Source organism: Kitasatospora sp. Xyl93, from assembly GCF_055383135.1.
This window is the reverse complement of record NZ_AP029185.1, coordinates 7,823,541-7,845,343: the sequence shown is the minus strand read 5'-3', so window position 1 is coordinate 7,845,343 and position 21,803 is coordinate 7,823,541. Positions and strand designations below refer to the sequence as shown.

Below are 21,803 nucleotides of genomic sequence, written 5' to 3'. Positions count from 1 at the left end.
CTCTGTCGTCGTTCTCAGACCGCGCCGGAGGCGTGCAGCGTGAGCAGGGCGTGGGCGGCCAGGGTGGCGGCGTCGGTGATCCGTCCGGCCCGGACGAGGCCGCGCCATTCGTCCGGGTCGGCCCAGCGCTGGACCATGTCGGCCTCGGAGACCTCCCGCTCCGGCTCCCCCGGCTCCAGCTGCTCCGCCAGGAAGACGTGGCAGCCCTGGCTGGAGTAGCCGTACGCCACGTGCAGCCGGCCCAGGTACGTCATCGGACCGGCCCGCAGACCGGTCTCCTCGCGGAGTTCGGCGCGGGCGAGCCCGACCGGGTCCTCGCCGTGGTGCCCCGCGGGCCAGGAGCCCTGGGGGAACTCCCAGTACCGGCCGCCGGCCGGGTAGCGGTACTGCTCGACGAGATGGACCCGGCCGTCCTGGCGGGGGATCACCAGCGCGTAGTCGGCCTTGTCGACCACCCCGTACAGCCCGGTGCTGCCGTCGGCCCGCTCGATGTCGTCCTCGCGGACCGTCATCCACGGGTTGCGGTAGACCTCGCGGGACCGGAGGGTGCGGATCACGGGGCGGCCTCCAACAGTGCGCGGACGCCCTCGGTGACTCCGCGCACCCGCAGTCCGTGCCGGGCGAGGAAGCCGTCCAGCCGGTCGCTGGTCAGGCAGGTGTTGGCGGGGCGGCTGGCGTACCGGCCGGCGGCCTTCGGAACCCGGCGCACCAGCGAGCGCGGCACGCCGAGCCCGTCGGCGACGACCTCCGCCCAGGCCGCCCGCGAGGTCCGTTCCGGGCCTCCCAGGTGCAGCAGCCGGGGCGCCCCGCCGGTCAGCACCGCGGCGGTCACGGCGGCGACGTCCTCGACCAGGACGGGTGTCGTCCACTGGTCGTCCGGGGCTTCGACCGGCTCGCCCCGGCGCAGGCCGTGGACGCAGGCGGAGAAGAAGTTGAGCCACTTCTCCGTCCCGGCCGGCTCCCAGCCGTAGATCAGGCTCACCCTCAGCACGGTGGCGTCGGGGAGCCGGCCGATGATCCGCTCCGCCTCCGCCTTGGCCCGGCCGTAGGCGTTGGCGGGGGCGGTGGGCGCGTTCTCGTCGTTGGCGGGCGAGCTGCCGTCGAAGACGTTGTCGGTGGAGATCAGCACCGTCCGGCAGTGCGGCGCGGCGGCCGCGAGGTTGGCGGCGGCAGCCGTGTGCAGTTCCACGGCGCGCCCGGGGTTGGCCTCGCACCAGGTGACGTCGGAGGGGCCGTGCACCAGCACCAGGCGGTCCGGGCGGACCCGGTCGACGGCCCGGGCGCAGGACTCCGGGTCCGCCGCGTCCAGTGCGGTCCAGGGCACCGGTGGGGCGGTCGGCCGGTGGCGGGAGGCGAGCACGGGGTCGTCGCCCGTGGCGGCCAGCCGGGCCGCGACGGCCCGTCCGACGAACCCGCTGCCGACGATCAGGGTGCGGGTCACCGGACGGTCACCGCCTGTCGGACCGTCCTGCGGGCGACGAGCAGCCGGCCGGCCCCGATCAGCCCGTGGTCGTCGTCCGGCTCGCCGAGGGCGACCATCGTGCCGATCTGCTCGGCGCTCAGGCCGAAGCAGCCCAGCCGTTGCAGCTCCTCGGTGAGCAGTTCGGCGTACCGGGCGCCGACGGCCAGTGCGAAGCCGCCCACCAGGACGTAACGGCGCACGCCGATCGAGGTGAACAGCGAGGTGATCGCGGAGGCCAGATGGGCGAGGCCGCCGCGCAGCACCGCCGTCGCGAACTCGTCGCCGGCGCGGATCGCGGCGACCAGGGTGCGGTTGTCGAGCCGCGAGGGATCGGGAGCGCCCTGGGCGAGCCGGGAACGGGCGTAGCCGTCCGGGTCGGCAAGGGCCGCACGGCGTGCGGCACTCTGCATGCCGCGGCCCGAGGCGATGGCGCCGAGGTGGCCGCGTCCACCGCAGTCGCAGCGCGGTGCCTGCGGCGCGGGGTCGCAGGTCCAGTGGCCGAATTCGCCGCCGTGGCCCTCGGCGTCGAGCAGCACCTCCCCGGCCCGGTAGACCTTGCCGCCGATCCCGGAGCTCACCGTGATGAGGCAGAACGGCTGCTCGCCCTCGGTGGCGACGTACCGCCAGACCGCGGCCGTCAGGTCGTTGACCACGACCACCGGCAGGCCGAGCCGCTCCTCCAGCAGCAGGCGCAGCGGCAGCGGTTCGCCGCGGCCGCCCCAGACGGTGGGTGCGGCCGTCACCCGGCCGTCGGCCGTGACCGGGCCCGCGAAGGCCAGCGCCAGGGCGCTGCTGCGGTGACGCTCCACCGCCCGGCCGGCCAGCTCCGTCAGCTGCTCGACGACCCGGGCCTGGAGTTCGGGCACCGGCGCGCCGGGATGCCGGTCGATGCCCTCGGTCGGGGTGCGGAGGACGTCGGTGACGGCATCCGTGTCCGTGCCGTAGCGGGCTATCCGCAGGGTGGTGCCGCCGAGGTCGGCGACGGTGAAGGCGGATTCAGACACTCGCCCCTCCTCTTCGGACACTGGCCCCTCCTCGGGCGTGGTCCAGTCGTTGCACGACGCCGTCCTCCAGGACGATCGCCGAGTCGATCTCGGCCCCGGCGTCGACGCTCGCCCCGGGCAGCAGGACGCTGCGGCGCACCACCGCGCCGGCGCCGATCCGGACACCCGGGAAGGCGACGCTCCGCTCGATCCGGCCGTGGTTGACCAGGTCCGCGGGCACCACGCTGCGTTCGATGCCGGGCGCGTCCGCGACCAGCCTGCGCGCCGTGGCCGGTCGGACGGTGTGCGGCAGCCGGTCGAGGGTCAGCGCCGGGTTCCTCCCCACCATGGCCAGGTGGGCGAGGTGGTAGCGGTCGGGCGTGCCGATGTCCTCCCAGTGGCCGGGGACCTCGTACCCGAGGATGCGCTCGCCGCCGGCCAGCATGGCGGGGATGACGTCCCGGCTGATGTCGTGCTGCCAGCCGGTGCCGTCCAGCTGTTCCAGGTAGCGGTGGAGCACGGCCGCGTCGAAGACGCAGAAGGCGGCGAAGACCAGGTCGCCGGTCGGCTCGGCGGGTTTCTCGACGAACCCCGTCAGCTGCCCGGTCGCGTCGAACTCGACCATGCCGAACAGGTGCACGAAGCGGCGTTCGATCCGCTGGTAGGCCATGGTCAGGGCGGCGCCGGAGCGGCGGTGCCGAGCGATCAGCGGGCGGTAGTCGAAGCGGTAGACGTGGTCCGCGTGCAGGACGAGCACCTCGGAGGTCCCGGGGCCGAAGACGTAGCGGGCCTTGCGGATCAGGGCGTCCGCGGTGCCCCGCTCCGGCGGGCCGGCGGGCCGGACGGGCTCACCCGCGCCGCCCTCGCGGTACACCTCGTCGTAGGGGCCGAAGTGGACCCGGAAGCCGGGGCGCCACCACGTCCGGTACAGGTCGTCCATCAGCTGCTTCTCCTCGTACTGGGAGAGCAGGAGCACCTCGCCGAGTCCGGAGGCGGCGGCGTTGGCGAGCGAGAAGTCGATCAGCCGGCAGGCACCGCCGAAGGGCACCAGCGGCTTGAGCCTGCCCTGCCCGAGCCTGCCCATCCGGCGGCCCTCGCCGCCTGCCAGCAGGACGGCGCGCACCGGGTCAGCCATGACGCACCACGTCCCAGGTCGCGCGACCGGTCGTGAGGGTGAGCAGCAGGTGGAGCTCCTCGCCGACGGGGGGCAGGGGGCCGGTGAACTCGCTTCCGCGGCGGTCGAGCCGCCGTACGGTGACCTGGCGGCGACGGCCCGGTTCGGCCGGTGCGAGCCACACCAGCTCGACCCGCTCGGCGTGCGGCAGCCGGTAGACGATCCTTCCGTCCTCGACGGTGCAGCGGCCGTCCAGCCTGGCCCGCAGTTCCGGGTCGCTGTCGGCGGTCCGCTCGCAGCGGGTGAAGTCGGCGCGGGCCCAGGCGGTTTCGAACAGCGCGCGGTCGGTCGCCGGGTCGGGTTCCCGGCAGCGCCGGTGGGCCTCGGCGTCCCCCAGCCGGGCGGCGGCTTCCGCCACCGCGGCGCGGTGCTGTTCGTAGGCCTCGTCCGGCAGCAGGTCGAACCAGCCGTGCCGGAGCGCCAGTTCCACGTCCGGTTCGGGTCGGCGGCCCTCCCACAGCGGGGTGAAGGCCGCCACGTGGAGTTCCGCGGCGCGCTGCCAGGTGAACTGCCGGGCGTTGGCGATCGCGTTGGCGCGCAGTCGGCGGTACTCGTCGGGCTGTTCGCGCAGCAGCGCGGCCGCCCGGTGGATGCACCGGGCGAGGGCGTCGGCGAGCAGCGGGTCGTCCTCCGCGAACGAGCGGTTGACGGCGAAGCCGGTGGCCCGTTCGGCGTCGGGTCCCGCCGACGGGTCGGCGACGTGCCCGAAGTGCGCCGTGCCCCGCTGGGCGGTGGCGATCGGCACCGCGCCCGCGGCCATCGCCTCGCCCTGGGCGATCAGGAAGGTGTCCATCTCGAACTTGGACGGGAAGAGGCAGAAGTCCGAGGACGCCGCGTACTCGACGATCCGGCGTTCGTCGACCCGCTGCCACTCCAGGTGGACGCGGCCCTCGTGCCGGCGGACCACGTCGTGGACGTACGGGTCGTCGATCCCGGAGTCGCTGATGCAGCGCAGCACGAAGTTGGCGGCCAGGCCCTCGTCCAGCACCCGGTCGACGGCCCGGAACAGCTCCACCTGCCCCTTGTGGTTCACCGCGTAGCGCGCGTTGTGGAAGAAGGTCGGCAGTTCGGGGTCGAGGCCGAGCCCGCCCAGCACCCTCGCCCGGTCGGCGGCGGGCGGTTCACCGGTGGTCCAGGCGTCGCCGACGGCGCAGCCGCCGACGAAGCTCTTGTGGGCGTTGCGGCGGACCGTCTCGTGGACCGGCAGCCTGGTGAAGACCTGCTCGAAGGGCGTGTCGGCGAAGCCGGTGTAGAACTCCAGGTGACCGGGCGAGAGGAAGTCGACCAGGTCGGCGTGGTCGGCCACCAGGTCGTACACCCGGACGTGCCCGGGGCCGTACTCGTAGTGCAGGTGGGTCAGTTGCTGGTAGCCGCTCATGACGGCGTCGTGCTCGGCGAGCGGCGGGTCGGCGTCCTCCGGGGGCAGCTCGGTCCCGGCCCCGAGGAAGGCGAGCAGCCGTTCCACCTTCGGTCGGTAGACCTTCTTGGTGATGGGCATGTTGCTCTGCACGGTTGCGACGACGAGTTTGCCCGAGTCGTGGCGGAACGCGGCGGGCATCAGGTAGTGGTAGTACGGCTCGTGGGCGTGCAGGACGGCCTTCTCCCCGGCGAACCGCTCACGGACGAAGCGGATCGCGTCCACCTGGTAGGCCAGCGGTTTGAAGAAGACCAGGTCCTTCCCCTTGGTCTGGTAGGGCGGGTAGAACCGGTCGGGCAGCTCGTCGAGCAGCTGGTTGGAGAGGAAGTAGAGGTCCACGCCGTCCAGGCGCAGCAGGTGCGCGGTGGTGGTCAGCGGGATCCGCACCTCGGCCGGGAAGCGCTCGCCCCAGGTCTGCGGGTCGAGGACGACCGGCAGCTCGTAGTCGTCCCGGTAGTCGAGCGTCTCCAGGTCGTGGAAGCGGCGCAGGTCGTCCAGTCGGCCGTGGGCCGGGGTGACGATGGAGACGCGGTGGCCCTGGCCGGCCAGGGCCTTGGAGAGGTTCCAGAGGTAGACGGAGGTGCCGCCCTGGATGAGGCGGTGGTCGAAACCGCCGCACTCGAAGTAGGTCTCGATGATGTGCACGGGTGTCAGTCCTCCGCCCCGGCGGCCGGCAGGCCCGCGGCCTCCACGGCGTGCCGAAGGTTGATCGCCGCGTGGTAGGCGCGGTCGTGGGCGTACGCGTGGTGGAGTTCGTGGAGCAGCCGGCGCAGTCTCAGCAGCCGCCAGGCGGGGTGCCCGGCCGGCGGTCGGCCGCCGCTGACCAGCAGGTCGCCGGTCCGTTCCGCCCACAGCCTGGCCGCCGTCCCCAGCCGGGTCAGCTCGGCGACGCGGCCCGGCGTCCAGCCGGGGGTGTCGGGTTCCGCGCCGGTGGCGAGCAGCAGCGCCGTGCGGCAGACGTCCTCGGCGTCCCTGTCGAGCGCGCGGGCCGCGTGGTCGGCGAGTTCGTCGGCGGTGAAGATCTCCAGGCCGCGTCGCAGGGCGGCCAGGTCCTGCCACGGCGACTGCGCGGTGCCCGGGTCGGCCGGGTCGACGTGCGGCGTGGAGAGGTCGATGACGCACAACTCCCAGCTGTGGTCCGGGAGTTCTCGGCGCAGCAGATGGGACAGGTGCAGGTCCCCGTGGCACGGGCCGGCCGGCCAGGGCTGCGCGGGCAGGGCGGCGACCCGGGCCAGCTCGCGGTCGAGGCCGGCGACGGCGGCCTGCCGGACGCCCTCGGGGAAACGGTCGTCGTCGAGGATCAGCGGGCGCAGCACGTCCGCCCGTCCGGCGGTCTCGGCCAGGAACGCGCCCCCGGGGAACTCCGGGTGCGGGCCGAGCCGTTCGGCCAGCTCGCGGTGGAACTCCGCCAGGAACCGGCCTGCCTCGCGCAGCGGCGCGGCCAGCGTCCGCAGGGATTCGGTGACGGCGGCCTCCGGGTCGGCCCCGGCGTGCAGCAGTGGCCACATGGCCCGGATGCCGGCGCTCAGCGGGACGTTCAGCCCCTCCCCGTCGGCGTAGCGGTAGAGCACGCCGAGCGGCTCCCGCCGGCCGGTGGCGGCCTCGACGTAGGCGTAGTCGCCGGCCGGCTGCTGGGTCCGGCCGCCGGCCGCCATCAGCCGCAGCAGTTCGGGCTCGCGGGTCCCGGCTCCGACCCTCCGGTACGTCTTGTGGGCGTGCGCCGTCCCGTCGAGGTCGAGCAGGGAGAGGGCGTTGGAGGACCAGCCGGGGTCGAACGGCAGTCGCCCGCGGAACTCGCCGGGGTCGCCGCGGAACTCGATCAGGTTGCCCCGGAGGGTGGGCAGGCGCAGTCCCTCCCGTAGGGCCCGGACGATCAGCCGGTCGTACTCGGTGGTGCGGTCGGCGGCGCGGCCCGGGTCGTCGTCCATGACGGGGACGAACCAGCGGCCGGAGCGCTCGCCGGCGGGGGCGACGATCAGCAGGCGGACGGTCTCCAGCGTGGCCTGGTCGACGAGTTCGAACTGTTCGGCACGGCGGCCGGCCTCGTCGATCCAGGGGGCTCGACGCAGGAGTTCGACCGTGGCCCGCGGAATGCCGCCGAGCAGCAGGGTGTCCATGTTCAGCTCCCGGTCATCTCGTAGCGGTCGACGCCCCGGTGCCACACCAGCAGGGCGAGTGCCACCAGGGCGGCGGTCACCACCGGAAGCCAGAGCAGCAGGTCCGTCCGGCCGAAGAGCAGGAAGGACGCGGGGGCGTAGGCGGTGAAGGCGTAGGGCAGCAGCCAGGTGAGCAGCCACCGCAGGGACGGGTGGTACAGGTCGAGGGGGTAACCGGAGTAGTCGCCCAGTTGGTTGGCCGCGTACAGGGCCGGGAAGCTGTTGGTGGTCCAGAAGGACAGGGCGGCGAACGCGGTCTTGATCGAGGCGAGGATCAGCGCGCCGCACAGCACCAGCAGCGGGACCAGCAGCAGTCGGCCGGCGTCCGCCCCGAGGTCGAGCTGATCGGCGGCGTACCAGGTGACGGCCGCACCGGTGACCAGTTCACCGAAGCCGTCCGGGTACAGGAAGCGCTCGGACAGCAGCGCGAACAGCGGGTGGACCGGTCGGATCAGGTAGCGGTGGAACTCGCCGGACTGCACCAGCCGCCGGGCCAGTATCCACAACTGGTCGGTGAACAGCCGGTCGAGGCCTCGCGGCAGCAACGAGAAGCCCAGCAGGAACAGCACCTGGTGGAAGTTCCACCCGGCGATCTCCGGGACCTGCCGGAACACCATCCCGACCACGGCGAGCTGACCGCCCACGCGCAGCAGCAGGCCGCCCGCGCCGAGGACGAAGTCCATCCGGTACTCGGTCAGCCGGTGCAGGCTGACCGCGCTCAGGTGCCAGGTCAGCCGGGCGTAGCGGGCTGCGGTCGCGGCGGGGCTCATCCGCCCAGCACCTCCACCCGGCGGACGGCACCTCGCCAGGCGAGGGCGGCCAGAGCGACCAGCACCGCGGCCCAGCCGGCCTGGAGCGCCAGGATCCCGGCGGCTTCGGCGGGCCCCCGGTAGTGGCCGAGCAGCAGCCGCAGCGGGCCGTCGACCAGTCCCTGGAACGGCAGCACCCGCGCGACGGCCGCCAGCGGCCCCGGCATCAGGGCGAGCGGCACGACCTGGCCGGCGAAGAACGCGACCACGCTGTCCTTGACGATCCGCACGCCCCAGATGTTGGTCGTGACGAATCCGGCCAGGCCGACCAGCAGGTTCACGCCGAACCCGATCACCACCGAGAGCCCGGTGGACAGCGCGAACAGCACCACGCCCGCCCAGGTCGGCGCGGACAGCGGGAGCAGCAGCGCGTACAGGAGCACCACCGGGAGGGCGACCGCGCCGGCGTTGGCCAGCGAGACCGGCAGGCCCGCCGCGAACCGGGCCAGCGGGTGGTTGACCGGGCGCAGCAGCGAGACCGCGATGTCCCCGCGCTGGACCTCCCCGGCCACCTCCTCGTCCACCCGGCTCGCCTGGAGCAGTGCCAGCATCTGCGCCAGCAGCACGTACGTGGTCAGCTCGGACAGGTGGTACCCGCCGGGCGGCGCGCCGCTCCGACCGGCGTAGACCGCGCGCCAGAGGAAGACCTGGAGGCCGACGGCGGCGGTCGCGGTGACGGCGTTGACGAGGAAGGTGGAGCGGTACCGCAGGAGGCCCTGGAGGCTCGCGGAGGCGAACGGGGTGTAGCGGCGCAGCGCGCCGACGCCCGTCACGGTGCCACCTCCACGGGCTCGGGCCGGCCGGTGTAGATCCGTCGGAGCACCGTTTCGAGGTCCGGCTCCGGGGCGACGCAGTCGGTCAGGTCGAAGTGCTCCAGGAGGAAGGCCATCACCTCCCGGGCGGAGGACCGCCGGGTCGGGTACTCCACCCTGATCCGTCCGTCCTCGACCTGGCGCGCGGTCGCACCGGGCAGCCGGTCCTCGATCAGGGCGATCGCCTGGGCCGGGGCCGGCCAACCCTGGTGCTCGAAGACGACCGCCCGGGTGTCGGTGGCCCGCAGCAGTTCGTGGACGGTGCCCTGGTGCACCACCTCGCCCCGGTTGACCACCAGGACCTGGTCGCAGATCGACGTGATGTCGCCGATGTCGTGGCTGGTGAGCATGACGGTCGTGCCGAGTTCCACGTTGACGCGGTTGACCAATTCCCGGACGGCCTCCTTCAGCACCAGGTCGAGACCGACCGTCGGCTCGTCCAGGAAGACCACCGCGGGGTCGTGCAGCAGGCTCGCGGCCACTTCCGCGCGCATCCGCTGCCCGAGGCTCAGCTGGCGCACCGGGGTGGTGCCGAGGGAGTCGAGGTCGAGCAGTTCGCGGTAGAGGGCCATGTTGCGCCGGTAGACCGGGTCGGGGACCTCGTGGATGCGGCGCAGGATCCGGAAGGAGTCGGCCACCGGCAGGTCCCACCAGAGCTGGCTGCGCTGGCCGAACACCACACCGATGTTGGCGGCGTTGCGCCGGCGCTCCCGGTACGGTTCCAGCCCGGCCACCAGACAACGGCCGGAGGTCGGGGTCATGACGCCGGTCAGCATCTTGACGGTGGTGGACTTGCCCGCGCCGTTGGCACCGATGTAGGCGGCCCTGGAACCGGGCGGGATCCTGAAGGAGACCCCCGAGACGGCGCGCACGAGGTGGTGCTTCCGGCTGAACAGCGTGCCGAGGCTGCCCAGCAGGCCGGGTCTGCGCTCGTAGACCTTGAACTCCTTGACCAGGTTCTCCGCGATGATCACCGGCCGGCCTCCGTGACCTGCTCCAGGGCCCGCCCGAGGAGGGTGACGCCTTCTTCCAGGAGGGCCCGGTCGATGGTGAACGGCGGCGCCAGCCGGATGACGTGGCCGCCGAGCGAGGTGCGCAGTCCGAGGTCCAGGGCTGCCAGGTAGACGGCGCGGGCGGTCTCGGGGGCGGGCTCCCTGCTCTCCCTGCTGCGGACGAACTCCAGCCCGTGCAGGAGTCCCAGGCCGCGGACGTCGCCGAGGACCTCGAAGCGGGACTTCAACTCGGCGAGCCGGTCGTCGAGCAGCTCGCCGAGCGCGCGGACCTGCTCGACCAGGGTGTCGCGCGCCACGACCTGGAGGGTGGCCTTCGCCGCCGCGATGCCCAGCGGGTTGTTCGCGTACGTGGACGCGGTGGAGCCGGCCCTGGCCGCGCTCGGGTGGCGCAGCACCTCCTGGCGGCCGGCCAGCACGGCGAAGGGGAAGCCCGAGGCCATGCCCTTGGAGAGGGCCACCAGGTCCGGTTCGATGCCGAAGCCGGTGCTGGCCAGGAAGTTCCCGGTGCGTCCGCCGCCGGTGAGCACCTCGTCGGCGACCAGCAGCACTCCGTTCTGCCGGGCGCTGTCGGCGATCCGGTCCCAGTAGCCGGGAGGCGGCACGATGACACCGGCCGCGCCGAGCACCGGCTCGAAGACCAGCGCGGCCACGTTGGCCTTCTCGGTGATGTGCCGCCGCACCAGTGAGGCGCAGCGCACGTCGCAGGACGGGTACTCCAGTTCGAGCGGGCAGCGGTAGCAGTAGGGCGAGTAGCCGAGGATGCTGTTGCCCGCGTGGGCCTGGTTGCCGATGTCCCAGTGCACCAGCATCCGGGCGCCCTGGGTCTTGCCGTGGAAGCCGTGGCGCAGCGCGCCGATCCGGTTGCGGCCGGGCTCGGCGACGGCCTGGACGGCGCGCAGGGCCGCTTCGACGACCTCGGCGCCGGTGGAGAAGAAGCCGTAGGTGTCGAGTCGTTCGGGCAGCAGGCGGGCGAGCAGCTCGCACAGGTCGGCCCGGCCCGCGGTGGCGGCGTCGTGGACGTTCCACAGCCGGCCGGCCTGCTCGGTGAGCGCGGCGACCACCTCGGGGTGGCAGTGGCCCAGTGACTGGGTGAGGGTCCCGGCGGCGAGGTCGATGTACTGGTTGCCGTCCAGGTCGGTGAGGACGGCACCGCTGCCCTCCACGAAGACCCGGCGGCCGGCCGCGGACTCCTCCGAGGCACCCGGCGAGAGGTGGGCGGCCTCGCGGGCCAGCAGTTCGAGCTGGCGGGGGCCGGTCACTCCGCGCCGCCCAGCGGACCGATCTCGAAGACCAGCAACCGGAGGTCCCCCTCGGAGACGTTGGCGAGGCCGTGCTCGCCGTACGCGCGGTTGGGGATGACGTCCCCCGCCCGGACCTCGAACTCCTCACCGTCCAGCGTCATCAGGCCCCGGCCGTCCAGGATCACGTACGTCTCCTCGTCGTCGGCGTGCCGGTGCCGGCCGATGGAGGTGTCCGGGGGCAGCACCACCAGATCGATGAACGCGACGGGAGCCGGGGCACCCTCGCGCCGGTAGGCCCGGTGGGCGAGGATCGTGCCGGTTCCGCCGTGGTCGGCGGACACCCCGCGCAGGAGTCCGTCGTGCAGGTTGGACACCCTGCTGCGGGACACGGCGCGGGCCGGTGGCGGTTCGGCGGTACTCATGTCGGGGGCTCCTGTCGGCTGGGGCGGGTGCGGACTCCTGCGGCCGCCCTCAACGGGCGGCGGCGAACGGGCCGGGCAGGGCTGTCGGTCGGACGGCCAGGGCGTCCAGGGCCTCCTCCAGGGCGGCGGCCGGGACGTCCTCCAGGTCGTCGACGAAGACGGCCGAGCCGATCCCGTCGGGCACCACGAGGTGCAGCCGGCGCCCGCGGCGCTCCCAGGACGCCCGCAGGGCCCGTTCCATCAGTTCGGGCGTGCAGGTCCGCGGATCGTGGACGGGGAGGCCGAGGGCGGAGATCAGCCGGACGACGCGCTCGCAGTCCTCGGCGGTGATCAGGCCGAGCACCCGGGCGAGTTCGGCGGAGAGCGCCATGTCGATGGCCACCGACTCGCCGTGGGCGATCCGGTAGTCACTGGCCGTCTCGATCAGCGGCCCGAAGGTGTGCCCGAAGTCGACGAGCCGTGCCAGGTCGTGCTCCCGAAGGTTCGGGCACAGCTCCTCCAGCATCAGCGCCATGGACGTGCGCAGCACGTGGTCCTCGACGCTCCACCCGCCGGCGCGGGCGGTCGGCCGGGCGGGCGCCGGGCAGGGCTGCCTGAAGACCTCGGGGAACTCCTCCAGCGCGCGGAACAGCCGGGCGTCCCTGATGATCGCCATCTTGGCGATCTCCCCCATGCCGCAGCGGATCTGACGCTCCGGCAGCGTCCGCAGGAACGCCGGATCATTGATCGACGCGTGCGCCGGATGGTACGCCCCCAGCATGTTCTTGGTACCGAGGGCGTTGACCCCGGTCTTGACGCCGACGCCGACGTCCACCTGGCCCACCAGGGTGGTGTTGACCTTGATGTAGCGCACGCCCCGGCAGTAGACGGCCGCCGCGAAGCCCACCGTGTCGCAGGTGACGCCGCCTCCGACGGCGATCATCACGCCTCGCCGGTCCAGCCCCGCGGCCTTGGCCTCGGCACAGATCCTCTCGACCGACTCCATGGTCTTCTGCGCCTCACCGCCGCCGATCGTCACCACGCTCCAGGTGCCCGGCGCGAGGCGGGCCGCCAGGTAGCGGCGCACCTGCCGGCCGTAGAGCCGGTCGACGGTGGGGCCGAGGAAGGCGACCACCCGGCGCCCCTCGCAGTACTCCGCCAGTAGCGGGTTGGCCGACGCGAGCACTCCGTCGGTGATGTCGACGCGGTACGACGTCCCTTCCGGTGACAGGAGTCGAAAACCCCCGTCGTCGCTCTCCACGCCGGGCCCGGCCATTGCCGCCTGCTTCGCCACAACACTCCCCGGATCTGCCGGACCATCCAGCGGACCGACTGTCGACTGCGTGCAACTGATCGAGAGTCAAACAGCCGATCGGCCCGCGCGGCAAGGGCATTCAGAAACTTTCAGCAAGCCCTTGCAGCACTCGGAGTCGAATGGAAGCATCGGGGTCACCGCGCACGAGCGTCCTGTGACGTCGCGTCGAGCGCGTGCCCCACGGGACCGGTCGGTCGTCGCGTCCGTGGCGATCCGCGGTCCGTCCTGGAGCTGTACCGCCGTGCGCTGCACGTGCGGCGGACCCATCCGGCCCTGGGCGCGGGGCGTTCGCTCCAATGGCTGGACCCGGCTCCCGGGGTCCTCGCCTTCCGCAGCGAGCGGGAGGGGGTCGCGCTGGTCTGCACCGTCAACACCACCGGCGGCCGGCGCGCGTCGCCGGTGACGGGCTCGGCCCCCTGCTGCTCTCCTCCGCCGAACCGCCGACGGTCGGGGAGGCCGGCGACGTCCTGCTCCCGGCCGACAGCACCTGCTGGTGGCAGACCGGCTGACGCACGCCGGGGGTCGTGTCGGGAGGCTCCGGCAGAGGTCAGGACGGACCGCGGAAGGTCGCGGTGGAGCCGCGTATCACCAGCTCCGGCTGGAACACGAACTCCCCCGGTGGGGCCGGATTGCCCCTGATCTCCTCGAGGAGGGCATCGGCGGCCGCGGTCGCCATCGCCTCGACCGGCTGGCGGATCGTGGTCAGCGGCGGCTCGGTGAAGGCGATCAGCGGCGAGTCGTCGAAGCCGACCACCGACACGTCCCGCGGAACCGACAGGCCCCGTTGCCGCACTGCGCGAATGGCACCGAGCGCCATCATGTCGCTGCCGCAGGCGATCGCGGTGCAGCCCCTGCCGAGGAGCACGCCCGCGGCGGCATGTCCCCCCTCCACGCTGAACAGGGTCTGGTGGACGAGGTGGGCCGCCTCCTCCCTCATCATGCCGACGATGTCGTGGACGGCGGTGACGAAGCCCTCGATCTTGCGGACGGCGGGGACGAAACGCTTCTGCCCGATGGCGAGTCCGATCCTCCGGTGGCCCAGGTCGGCCAGGTGCCGGACGGCCATGCGCATGGCCGCGCGGTCGTCGAGGGAGATGCAGGAGGCCTCGACGCGGTCGCTGTGACCGTTGACGAGGACGAACGGCACCTGACGGCGGCGGAGCCGGTTGTAGCGGTCGTGGTCGGCGGTGGTGTCGGCGTGCAGCCCGGAGACGAAGACGATGCCCGCCACGCCCCGGCCGACCAGCATGTCGACGAGTTCGTCCTCGGTGGACCCGCCCGGCGTCTGGGTGCACAGCACCGGCGTGAAGCCGTGCCGGCCGAGCACCTGCTCGATCACCTGGGCCAGCGCGGGGAAGATCGGGTTGCTCAGTTCCGGCGTGATCAGACCGATCAGCCCGGCGCTGCGCCGACGCAGACGGGCCGGCCGCTCGTAACCGAGCACGTCGAGCGCCGCCAGCACGGTCTGCCGGGTGGCGGCGGAAACGTTCGCCTTCCCGTTGAGCACGCGGGAGACGGTGGCCTCGCTCACCCCCGCCTGCGCCGCGATGTCCGAAAGTCGCGCCGTGGTCATGGCTACCGAGAGTAGGGCACCTCCGTCGGGCTGCCCACCATGCCGTGACGCATCGATCCCCACCTCCCCCGGTCCGGGCCGCCGATCCGCCACCGGTTGGGCCGCCGGTCCCCGGTCCGTTCCGCGCCGCGCCCGGCCGAGACGGCGGCACACGGCCCAATTTCCTTCGAAACGCCATGAGTTGATCGATCCTGCGGCATTGACGGCCGCTGCCCACCCACCTAGGGTTGCCACCCGGCTGAAAGGTTTCAGAAATCTTTCAGTCGTGTTTCATCCGGTCGATCCCGGATGCCCGCCCGGCCCCCTTCCGGTTCCCGCGCACCCCACGTCGGGAGCCGCCCCCCACCCGAAGGAGAGCGCATGAGTACGGTCCGGTTGGCCGCCGCCACGAGGCGGCGGACGCAGCGCCGCGCGGTCGCGGCACTGACAGGGCTCGGCCTGACCCTGGGTCTGGCCACCACCCTCGCGACTCCCGCCCAGTCGGCGTCCGCCGTGCCGACGGGCTCGAACGGCAAGAAGGTCACCGCCGTCCTGTTCGAATGGAACTTCGACTCGATCGCCCGGGAGTGCAGCCGCACGCTCGGCCCCAAGGGCTACGGCTTCGTCCAGGTGTCGCCGCCGCAGGAGCGGATCCGGGGCGGCGCCTGGTGGGCCGCCTACCAGCCGGTGAGCTACCGGATCGCCGGGCCCCTCGGCGACCGCACGGCCTTCCGGCAGATGGTGGACACCTGTCACTCCGCGGGCGTCGGCGTCATCGTCGACACGGTCGTCAACCACATGACCTCGGGTTCCGGCACCGGCACCGGAGACACCCAGTACACCAAGTACAACTACCCCGGCCTCTACCAGGACCAGGACTTCCACGGCTGCCGCCGCCCGATCGGCAGCAACTACGCCGACCGTTACAACATCCAGGAGTGCGAGCTCGGGGACACCGGCAACCCCTCCCTGGCGGACCTGAACACCGGCAGCGACTACGTCCGCGGCCGGATCGCCGGCTACCTGAACGACCTGATCTCGCTGGGCGCCGACGGCTTCCGCATGGACGCCGTCAAGCACATCGCGGCCACCGACCTCTCGGCCATCCGCGCCAAACTCACCAAGCCGAACGTCTACTGGGTACAGGAGGCCGTCCACGGCGCCAACGAGGCCGTCTCCCCCACCGAGTACCTCGCAACCGGCGACGTGCAGGAGTTCCGCTACACCACCGACCTGAAGCGGATCTTCACCACCGACAAGCTCTCCTACCTGAAGAACTTCGGCGAGGCCTGGGGCTACATGCCCTCCGCGAAGGCCGGCGTGATGGTCACCAACCACGACACCGAACGCAACGGCTCCGGCCTCAACTACAAGGACGGGGCCGCCTACACCCTCGCCCAGGTCTTCATGCTGGCCCACCCCTACGGCACCCCGTCCGTGCACTCCGGCTACGAGTTCTCCGACCGGGATGCCGGCGCCCCCGACGGCGGGACCGTCGACTCGTGCTACCGCGACGGCTGGAAATGCCAGCACGCCTGGCCCCAGATCGCGAACATGGTCGCTTTCCGCAACGCCGCCGGGGACACCCCGGTCACCGACTGGTGGGACGACGGCGGCAACGCCATCGGCTTCGGGCGCGGGGACAAGGCCTACGTCGCCCTCAACCGGGGCGGCGGACCGATCACCCGGACGTTCCAGACCTCGCTGCCGCCCGGCACCTACTGCGACGTGGAGCACGGAGACCCGACCGCGACCGCCGGCTGCACCGGCACCACCTACGCCGTCGACGCCGGCGGCAGGTTCACCGCGACCGTCGGCCCCAACGACACCGTCGCCCTCCACGTCGGTGCGGGCGTCACCCCGACGCCCGGCGGGAACACCGCCACGGTCTACTACAGCACCGACAAGAACTGGACCGCCTACGACCTCCACTACCGCCCCGGCAACGGCAGCTGGACGACCTCGCCCGGCGTCGCCATGGACGCCGCCTGCACCGGCTGGGTGAGGAAGACGATCGCCCTCGGATCCGCCACCACCCTCACGGCCGCCTTCAACAACGGCTCCGGGACCTGGGACAACAACAACGGCGCCGACTACACGCTCGGCACCGGCAGCACCACCGTCAGGGCCGGCGTCACCGCGCCCGGCGATCCCTGCGGCGGACAGCAGGCCGCCACCGGCGCCTCGTTCACCGTGAACGCCACCACCGTGCCCGGCCAGAACGTCTACGTCGTCGGGAGCCTCCCCGTCCTCGGCGGCTGGGCCCCGGCGGCCGGCGCCAAGCTGGACCCCGCCGCCTACCCGGTCTGGAAGCTCGACCTGGACCTGCCCGCCGGCACCTCCTTCGAGTACAAGTACGTCCGCAAGGACGCCGCCGGCAACGTCACCTGGGAGTCCGGCGCCAACCGCACCGCCACCGTCCCCGCCGACGGCAGGGTCGGCCTGACGGACTCCTGGCGGAACTGATCGCCACGAGGACCGGGCCCGCCCTCGTCGCAGGGCCGGCCCGGTTCCCCCGTCCGGCGCGGCTCCGGGGAGCCGCCGTTGCCCGCCGGCCACTGGTACTGCAACCGTGCTCGCCGTGACGAGCCGTCGGCTCTCGGGCGTTGGCCTCGTTGCGGGTAGCGGCTGATCCGGGCCTGCTGTCGGCACCGGCGGGACCGGCACAGGACGCGTCGATGTGACTTCGGCCACATCCGTTCGACGCGAGGAGAAGCGGCTGCCGGTCGCAACGCCCCCGCCCGCAGGCCGAATTCGCGACGCGAAGCCCCGGGCGGACCCGGGGGCGGTGGAAAACGATCTGGCTCCCCGCGGAGCGTTGGCCCTAGCCTGCCCGCCATGTCCCAGAACACGAACACCCCCGGTTTCCCCGGGCAGCCGGCCGCTCCGGCCGGCGGCGCCGCCAAGGTGCAGCGCCAGGTACAGCACCAGGCGGGCGTCGGGCCCGTCTTCGGTGGCGGCGGCACCCTCTTCTCCGAGCCCGTTCTGGTGGTGAACCAGAAGGCCAAGCTGATCGAGCTGACCAACGAGTACGCGGTCTTCGACCAGCAGGGCGCCACGCTGGGCTCGGTGGTCCAGGTCGGCCAGAGCGGTCTGCGCAAGCTGGTGCGCCTGCTCTTCTCCATCGACCAGTACCTGACCCACAAGCTGGAGATCCGTGACGCCCACGGCACTCCGGTGCTGCTGCTGACCCGCCCGGCGAAGCTCATCAAGTCGCGGGTGATCGTGCAGCGTCCGGACGGCCAGGAGGTCGGCCAGATCATCCAGCAGAACGCCATCGGCAAGATCAATTTCGCGCTGGAGGTCGGCGGTCAGAAGATCGGCGCCATCAAGGCCGAGAACTGGCGGGCCTGGAACTTCTCCATCGTCGACGCGACGGACACCGAGGTCGCCCGGATCACCAAGACCTGGGAAGGCCTGGCGAAGACGATGTTCACCACGGCCGACAACTACGTGCTGCAGATCCACCGCCCGCTCCCCGACCCGCTGATCAGCCTCGTCGTGGCGACCGCGCTCACCGTGGACACCGCGCTGAAGCAGGACGCCCGCGGCTTCGGCTGAGCACCGGCCGTACGCCGCCCAGCGGCAGGTGCCGCTCGCTGAGCGGCTTCCGGGGGTGCTCGGCGCACCGCGGCAGGAGCGGCCCCGGCTGCTCTCGGCGCCGAGGAGTGGGAAGTCGACCCGGCCGGCTTCCCACTCCCCCGCTCCCCCGACGCCCTGACCGCCCCGGACCGCCCGGGCCGCCCCGGACCGCCCGGACCGCGGTCGCGGGAGGCCACGGACACCGCCGCTCGCCCGCTCCCGCGTTCCGGCTCAGCCGATCGGCCCCCTCGACTCCTCCCGCACCTGGCGCAACCGCCTCTCCCACCGTCCCGCCGCGCTGCCGTCCGCCCGTCCCCCTCCCCGTCCTGGCCCGCGCGCCCGGACCGGTCCCGCGCGCGGCGCACCGTCGGGCGAGCATGGAAGAGCCGGGGGTTCGTCGGCTCCCGGCGGACCGTGGATGTCGAGAACGCGTCGCCGGCTCCGTCCCGGGGACGTCAGCGGCCACCACCGGCCGCGCGAGGAGAAGCGGAGGAATCGTCATGGCGATTCAGCGGATGGACAACGTCGGCATCGTGGTCGAGGACCTGGACGCCGCCGTGGCGTTCTTCGAGGAACTCGGCCTGGAGCCGGAGGGCAGGGCACAGGTCGAGGGCCCCTTCGCCGACCGGTGCACCGGGCTCGACGGCGTCCGCTGCGACATCGCGATGCTCCGGACCCCGGACGGTCACAGCCGGCTGGAGCTGGCGAGGTACCTCAGCCCCGCACTCATCGACGCCGGGCCGCGTGACCGGCCGCACAACGTCCTGGGCACCCACCGCGTCATGTTCGCCGTCGACGACATCGAGGACACCGTCGCCCGCCTGCGCCCCCACGGCGCCGAACTCCTCGGCGAGATCGCCCGGTTCGAGGACAGCTACCTGCTCTGCTACCTCCGCGGCCCGGCGGGGATCATCGTCGGACTGGCCGAGCAACTGCGCTGAAACGCCTCGACCCCCCTTGGCGGAATCTTGGCGACCAATGGCATTCACGCCACTCGTGGGATGGGCCTGCGGCACCGGAGGATGGAGCCGTCGCCGACCGGGAGGACCCGGAGCGGCGCACCGGCCCCATCCCCACCAGCAAGAACGCGAGGTACCCCATGCCCGCCACCGCTTCCGCCGAGACCGCCGGCGCCGTCCGGAGCGTGCCCGCCGCCACCCCGGCCGAGGCCGCCGCCCACTTCGCCGCCCGTCTCGCCTTCGAAGCGGACGTCTCCGACGTCCACGCCGACCTGGCGTCCGGTGCCCCCGGCATCGTGGTGGTCGACACCCGCAGCGACGTCGCCTGGGACCAGGGCCACATCCCCGGAGCCCTCCACATCCCCACCGCGCAGATCGCCGACCTCGCACCGCGGCTGATCGACCCGACCCGGACCGTCGTCACCTACTGCTGGGGCCCCGGCTGCAACGGAGCGACCCGTGCGGCGCTGGCCTTCGCCCGCCTCGGCTACCAGGTCAAGGAAATGCTCGGCGGCTTCGAGTACTGGGTACGCGAGGGCTTCGCCTACGACTCGGCCGCCGGCACCGAGCAGCGCCCCGTCGACGACCTGACCGCCCCGCGGTCGGGCATCTCCTGCGCGTGCTGAGCGACACGGCACGGCCGGGCGGCGCGATCCGCCCGGCCACCCCGGCCGACCTACCGGCGATAGCCCGCCTGTGCGCCCTCCACGCCGCCTTCGAGCGCGCCGAACCCGTGGCCGCCGACCTCGCCACCCGTCTGGAGAGCGTGTTGTTCTCGGCGCGTCCGAGAGCATGGTGCCTCGTCGTCGACCACGGGGGTGAGCTGACCGGCTACGCGACCTACTCCCAGGAGTTCTCCACCTGGCAGGCGACCGACTACGTCCACCTGGACTGTCTGTTCATCACCGAGGCGCTCCGAGGAGAGGGTTGGGGGCGCGCCCTGCTCGACGCCGTGCGGGAAGCGGCGGCGGCCAGCGGCGCGACGGAGGTCCAGTGGCAGACGCCCGACTGGAACACCGACGCCATCCGCTTCTACCACCGCGCCGGGGCCCGGGGCCGGCCCAAGGTCAGGTTCTCGCTCCCCACCAGCCCGGGAGCCGATGGACTCCCCGGGCCCGCGTGAACCGCGGTGGCGCACGGGAAGCCGACCGCCCCGCACCACCCCGGGCACGCCCCCTCCCGGTCTCCCCGGAAACGCCCGCCTGCCGCCCGACGGAACGCCGGGCGGCAGGCCCCGGGCGTGCCCGGTGTCACGGTGTGCGCCGCGCCCCTGGAACGGGCGTGCCGCCGATGGAGGCGTGGGCGGGAGCAGCGGCGGTCCGCGGCACCGGGGCCGGGTCACCGGCGGCGGAAGGGAGCCCGCCGGCGGAAGGGACCCCGGCAGGCGGAAGCCCGGCTCCGGCAGAGGACCGCCCGCCCGCCGCGGCCGGGCGCAGCAGGACGGCGCAGACCAGCGCGGCCAGCAGGGCCAGCGAGGCCGACACGACCAGGCAGAGCCGCAGCCCGTCCAGGAAGGACCCGCCCAGCGCGGTGAGCGCCGGTTCGGTCGCGGCCCCCAGGTCGAGCCCGGCCACCGCGCCGAGCCCCTGGTCCCGGGCGACGGCCAGGACGCGGCCGCCCGCCTCCGTCGGCACCGCGGCGTCGGCGAGGCGGCCGGGCAGGGCGTCGAGGGCGCGGGTGGTCAGCAGGGCGCCGAGCACGGCGGGGCCCAGGGCGCCGCCGACCTGGCGGAAGGCGTTGTTCCCCGCGGCGGCCATGCCGGCCAGGTGGTGCGGTACGGAGGAGACGGCGGAGGCCGTCATCGGGGTGAGAACGGCGCCCACGCCCAGGCCGAGCAGGACCAGGCGCCAGGCGATCGACCCGTAGGACGTGCCGGCGTCGACGCCGGTCAGCGACAGCAGCGACCCCGCCATCACCACCAGGCCGGTGGTGATCATGACCCGGGCGGAGACCCGGTGCATCAGCCGTCCGACCGGGACCCCGACGACCAGGGACGTCCCGGACACCAGGACCAGCCGCAGTCCGGCCTCCAGCGTGGTCAGGTGCTGCACCAGGCCGAAGTACAGGCTCAGGACGAAGAAGAAGCCGATCAGCCCCAGGAAGCTGATCATGGCGACCAGGGAGGTGGCGGCGAAGGCGGGGCTGCGGAACAGGGCCAGGTCGAGCATCGGGCTGCCGCTGCGCCGCTCCACGACGACGAACGCGACCGCGCCCACGGCGCCGAGCACCAGCGCCGCCACCACGTGGGGCGTACCGAAGCCGTCGGCGCCGCCCTCGATCACGCCGTAGACGACCGCGGTGACCGCCACGGCCGCGCTGATCTGCCCGGGCCAGTCGAGCCGACGGCCGTGCGGCGCCCTCGAGTCGGGCAGCAGGAAGGCCGCGACGACCAGCACGACCAGGGACACCGGGACGGGCAGGAGGAAGATCCAGCGCACCCCGACGTGCTCCAGCAGCGATCCGGCGATCAGCGGCCCCACGGCCAGCGAGGCCAGCATGGACATCGCCCACAGGCCGATGAACCTGCCCCGCTCCCGGTGGTCGGGGACCGCGTGGCTGATCAGGGCCAGCGTGGTGGGCAGCAGTGCCGCCGCCCCCAGACCGGAGGCCGCCTGGCCCACCCACAGCACCTGCACCGAGTCCGACGCCAGCGAGACGGCCGCGCCCAGGGCGCAGCACACCATGCCCGCCTGGAACACCCGCTTGCGGCCGTGGACGTCGCCCCACACCCCGGTGGTGAGGATCAGCGCGGCCATCGGCAGCACGAACGCGTCCGAGACCCAGGACAGTTGGGAGGTCGAGGCGCCCGTCGCCCGTTGGATCGCCGGCAGGCTCACCGACACGGTGGTCACGGGAAGGTAGGCGACGAAGACGCCCAGGCAGGCCATGACGAGCGTGACGCCTCGTCCGGCTCCTGGGCGCTGCAC

19 protein-coding genes are annotated in these 21,803 nt (G+C 73.1%); 5 read left to right on the top strand and 14 right to left on the bottom strand.

The window, feature by feature from the left end; genetic code table 11:
* Window positions 1–14 precede the first annotated feature (14 nt).
* The 13 genes from ACZ5GH_RS34110 to ACZ5GH_RS34050 form a co-directional block, all read right to left on the bottom strand.
* Window positions 15–557, bottom strand: a complete 543-nt coding sequence (locus ACZ5GH_RS34110; RefSeq protein WP_387757258.1) for an NUDIX domain-containing protein — start codon at window positions 555–557, stop codon at window positions 15–17.
* Window positions 554–1,441: an SDR family oxidoreductase gene (locus ACZ5GH_RS34105; RefSeq protein ID WP_464336234.1), complete on the bottom strand. Its 888-nt coding sequence runs from the start codon at window positions 1,439–1,441 to the stop codon at window positions 554–556. Before ACZ5GH_RS34105 ends, ACZ5GH_RS34110 begins: the two co-directional genes overlap by 4 nt.
* Window positions 1,438–2,466, bottom strand: a complete 1,029-nt coding sequence (locus ACZ5GH_RS34100; RefSeq protein ID WP_387757255.1) for an ROK family protein — start codon at window positions 2,464–2,466, stop codon at window positions 1,438–1,440. Before ACZ5GH_RS34100 ends, ACZ5GH_RS34105 begins: the two co-directional genes overlap by 4 nt.
* On the bottom strand, window positions 2,459–3,580 hold the full coding sequence (locus tag ACZ5GH_RS34095; protein ID WP_464336233.1) for a sugar phosphate nucleotidyltransferase: 1,122 nt from the start codon (window positions 3,578–3,580) through the stop codon (window positions 2,459–2,461). The genes ACZ5GH_RS34100 and ACZ5GH_RS34095 overlap by 8 nt, the downstream gene beginning before the upstream one ends.
* On the bottom strand, window positions 3,573–5,681 hold the full coding sequence (locus ACZ5GH_RS34090) for a glycogen/starch synthase (protein ID WP_464336232.1): 2,109 nt from the start codon (window positions 5,679–5,681) through the stop codon (window positions 3,573–3,575). Before ACZ5GH_RS34090 ends, ACZ5GH_RS34095 begins: the two co-directional genes overlap by 8 nt.
* A 5-nt stretch (window positions 5,682–5,686) precedes the next feature.
* Entirely contained in the window at window positions 5,687–7,153 is a 1,467-nt protein-coding gene (locus ACZ5GH_RS34085) for a hypothetical protein (protein WP_464336231.1), read from the bottom strand.
* A gap of 2 nt (window positions 7,154–7,155) precedes the next feature.
* Window positions 7,156–7,962 carry an ABC transporter permease gene (locus tag ACZ5GH_RS34080; RefSeq protein WP_387757250.1) on the bottom strand — a complete coding sequence of 269 codons (807 nt, stop codon included), beginning with the start codon at window positions 7,960–7,962 and terminating at the stop codon, window positions 7,156–7,158.
* Entirely contained in the window at window positions 7,959–8,774 is an 816-nt protein-coding gene (locus ACZ5GH_RS34075) for an ABC transporter permease (protein WP_387757248.1), read from the bottom strand. The genes ACZ5GH_RS34080 and ACZ5GH_RS34075 overlap by 4 nt, the downstream gene beginning before the upstream one ends.
* Entirely contained in the window at window positions 8,771–9,787 is a 1,017-nt protein-coding gene (locus ACZ5GH_RS34070; protein WP_464336230.1) for an ABC transporter ATP-binding protein, read from the bottom strand. The genes ACZ5GH_RS34075 and ACZ5GH_RS34070 overlap by 4 nt, the downstream gene beginning before the upstream one ends.
* Window positions 9,784–11,085, bottom strand: a complete 1,302-nt coding sequence (locus ACZ5GH_RS34065; protein WP_464336229.1) for an aspartate aminotransferase family protein — start codon at window positions 11,083–11,085, stop codon at window positions 9,784–9,786. The genes ACZ5GH_RS34070 and ACZ5GH_RS34065 overlap by 4 nt, the downstream gene beginning before the upstream one ends.
* Window positions 11,082–11,489 carry a cupin domain-containing protein gene (locus tag ACZ5GH_RS34060; RefSeq protein ID WP_387757243.1) on the bottom strand — a complete coding sequence of 136 codons (408 nt, stop codon included), beginning with the start codon at window positions 11,487–11,489 and terminating at the stop codon, window positions 11,082–11,084. The genes ACZ5GH_RS34065 and ACZ5GH_RS34060 overlap by 4 nt, the downstream gene beginning before the upstream one ends.
* Before the next feature lie 49 nt (window positions 11,490–11,538).
* Window positions 11,539–12,762: a sedoheptulose 7-phosphate cyclase gene (locus tag ACZ5GH_RS34055; protein ID WP_464336228.1), complete on the bottom strand. Its 1,224-nt coding sequence runs from the start codon at window positions 12,760–12,762 to the stop codon at window positions 11,539–11,541.
* Between the two features lie 568 nt (window positions 12,763–13,330).
* Window positions 13,331–14,356 (bottom strand): LacI family DNA-binding transcriptional regulator, encoded by a 1,026-nt coding sequence (locus tag ACZ5GH_RS34050; protein WP_464336227.1) that lies wholly within the window; start codon window positions 14,354–14,356, stop codon window positions 13,331–13,333.
* Between the two features lie 360 nt (window positions 14,357–14,716).
* Here ACZ5GH_RS34050 and ACZ5GH_RS34045 point away from each other — a divergent pair, with 360 nt between their 5' ends.
* The 5 genes from ACZ5GH_RS34045 to ACZ5GH_RS34025 all read left to right on the top strand — a co-directional run bounded on the left by ACZ5GH_RS34045 (window position 14,717) and on the right by ACZ5GH_RS34025 (window position 19,999).
* A complete protein-coding gene (locus ACZ5GH_RS34045) occupies window positions 14,717–16,801 on the top strand; it encodes a carbohydrate binding domain-containing protein (protein ID WP_464336226.1) in 2,085 nt (694 codons plus the stop codon).
* A 228-nt stretch (window positions 16,802–17,029) separates the two neighbouring features.
* The gene (locus ACZ5GH_RS34040; protein ID WP_464336922.1) at window positions 17,030–17,896 is read left to right on the top strand and encodes an LURP-one-related/scramblase family protein; all 867 of its coding nucleotides are present in this window, start codon (window positions 17,030–17,032) and stop codon (window positions 17,894–17,896) included.
* A 521-nt stretch (window positions 17,897–18,417) separates the two neighbouring features.
* The gene (locus ACZ5GH_RS34035) at window positions 18,418–18,858 is read left to right on the top strand and encodes a VOC family protein (protein WP_464336225.1); all 441 of its coding nucleotides are present in this window, start codon (window positions 18,418–18,420) and stop codon (window positions 18,856–18,858) included.
* A 158-nt stretch (window positions 18,859–19,016) separates the two neighbouring features.
* Complete coding sequence (locus ACZ5GH_RS34030) at window positions 19,017–19,502, top strand: rhodanese-like domain-containing protein (protein ID WP_387757232.1); 486 nt, start codon at window positions 19,017–19,019, stop codon at window positions 19,500–19,502.
* Entirely contained in the window at window positions 19,496–19,999 is a 504-nt protein-coding gene (locus ACZ5GH_RS34025) for a GNAT family N-acetyltransferase (protein WP_387757230.1), read from the top strand. The genes ACZ5GH_RS34030 and ACZ5GH_RS34025 overlap by 7 nt, the downstream gene beginning before the upstream one ends.
* A 127-nt stretch (window positions 20,000–20,126) precedes the next feature.
* Here the strand turns inward: ACZ5GH_RS34025 and ACZ5GH_RS34020 are convergent, their stop codons facing one another.
* Window positions 20,127–21,764, bottom strand: coding sequence for an MFS transporter (locus ACZ5GH_RS34020; RefSeq protein WP_464336921.1), 1,638 nt, complete (start codon window positions 21,762–21,764; stop codon window positions 20,127–20,129).
* Window positions 21,765–21,803: the final 39 nt, after the last annotated feature.

What these genes read in the sequence shown, in the direction of transcription:
- ACZ5GH_RS34095 (WP_464336233.1), bottom strand. Translation starts at nt 3,580, where the DNA reads ATGGCTGACCCGGTGCGCGCCGTCCTGCTGGCAGGCGGCGAGGGCCGC.
- ACZ5GH_RS34085 (WP_464336231.1), bottom strand. Translation starts at nt 7,153, where the DNA reads ATGGACACCCTGCTGCTCGGCGGCATTCCGCGGGCCACGGTCGAACTC.
- ACZ5GH_RS34080 (WP_387757250.1), bottom strand. Translation starts at nt 7,962, where the DNA reads ATGAGCCCCGCCGCGACCGCAGCCCGCTACGCCCGGCTGACCTGGCAC.
- ACZ5GH_RS34060 (WP_387757243.1), bottom strand. Translation starts at nt 11,489, where the DNA reads ATGAGTACCGCCGAACCGCCACCGGCCCGCGCCGTGTCCCGCAGCAGG.
- ACZ5GH_RS34050 (WP_464336227.1), bottom strand. Translation starts at nt 14,356, where the DNA reads ATGACCACGGCGCGACTTTCGGACATCGCGGCGCAGGCGGGGGTGAGC.
- ACZ5GH_RS34045 (WP_464336226.1), top strand. Translation starts at nt 14,717, where the DNA reads ATGAGTACGGTCCGGTTGGCCGCCGCCACGAGGCGGCGGACGCAGCGC.
- ACZ5GH_RS34035 (WP_464336225.1), top strand. Translation starts at nt 18,418, where the DNA reads ATGGCGATTCAGCGGATGGACAACGTCGGCATCGTGGTCGAGGACCTG.
- ACZ5GH_RS34030 (WP_387757232.1), top strand. Translation starts at nt 19,017, where the DNA reads ATGCCCGCCACCGCTTCCGCCGAGACCGCCGGCGCCGTCCGGAGCGTG.
- ACZ5GH_RS34020 (WP_464336921.1), bottom strand. Translation starts at nt 21,764, where the DNA reads ATGGCCTGCCTGGGCGTCTTCGTCGCCTACCTTCCCGTGACCACCGTG.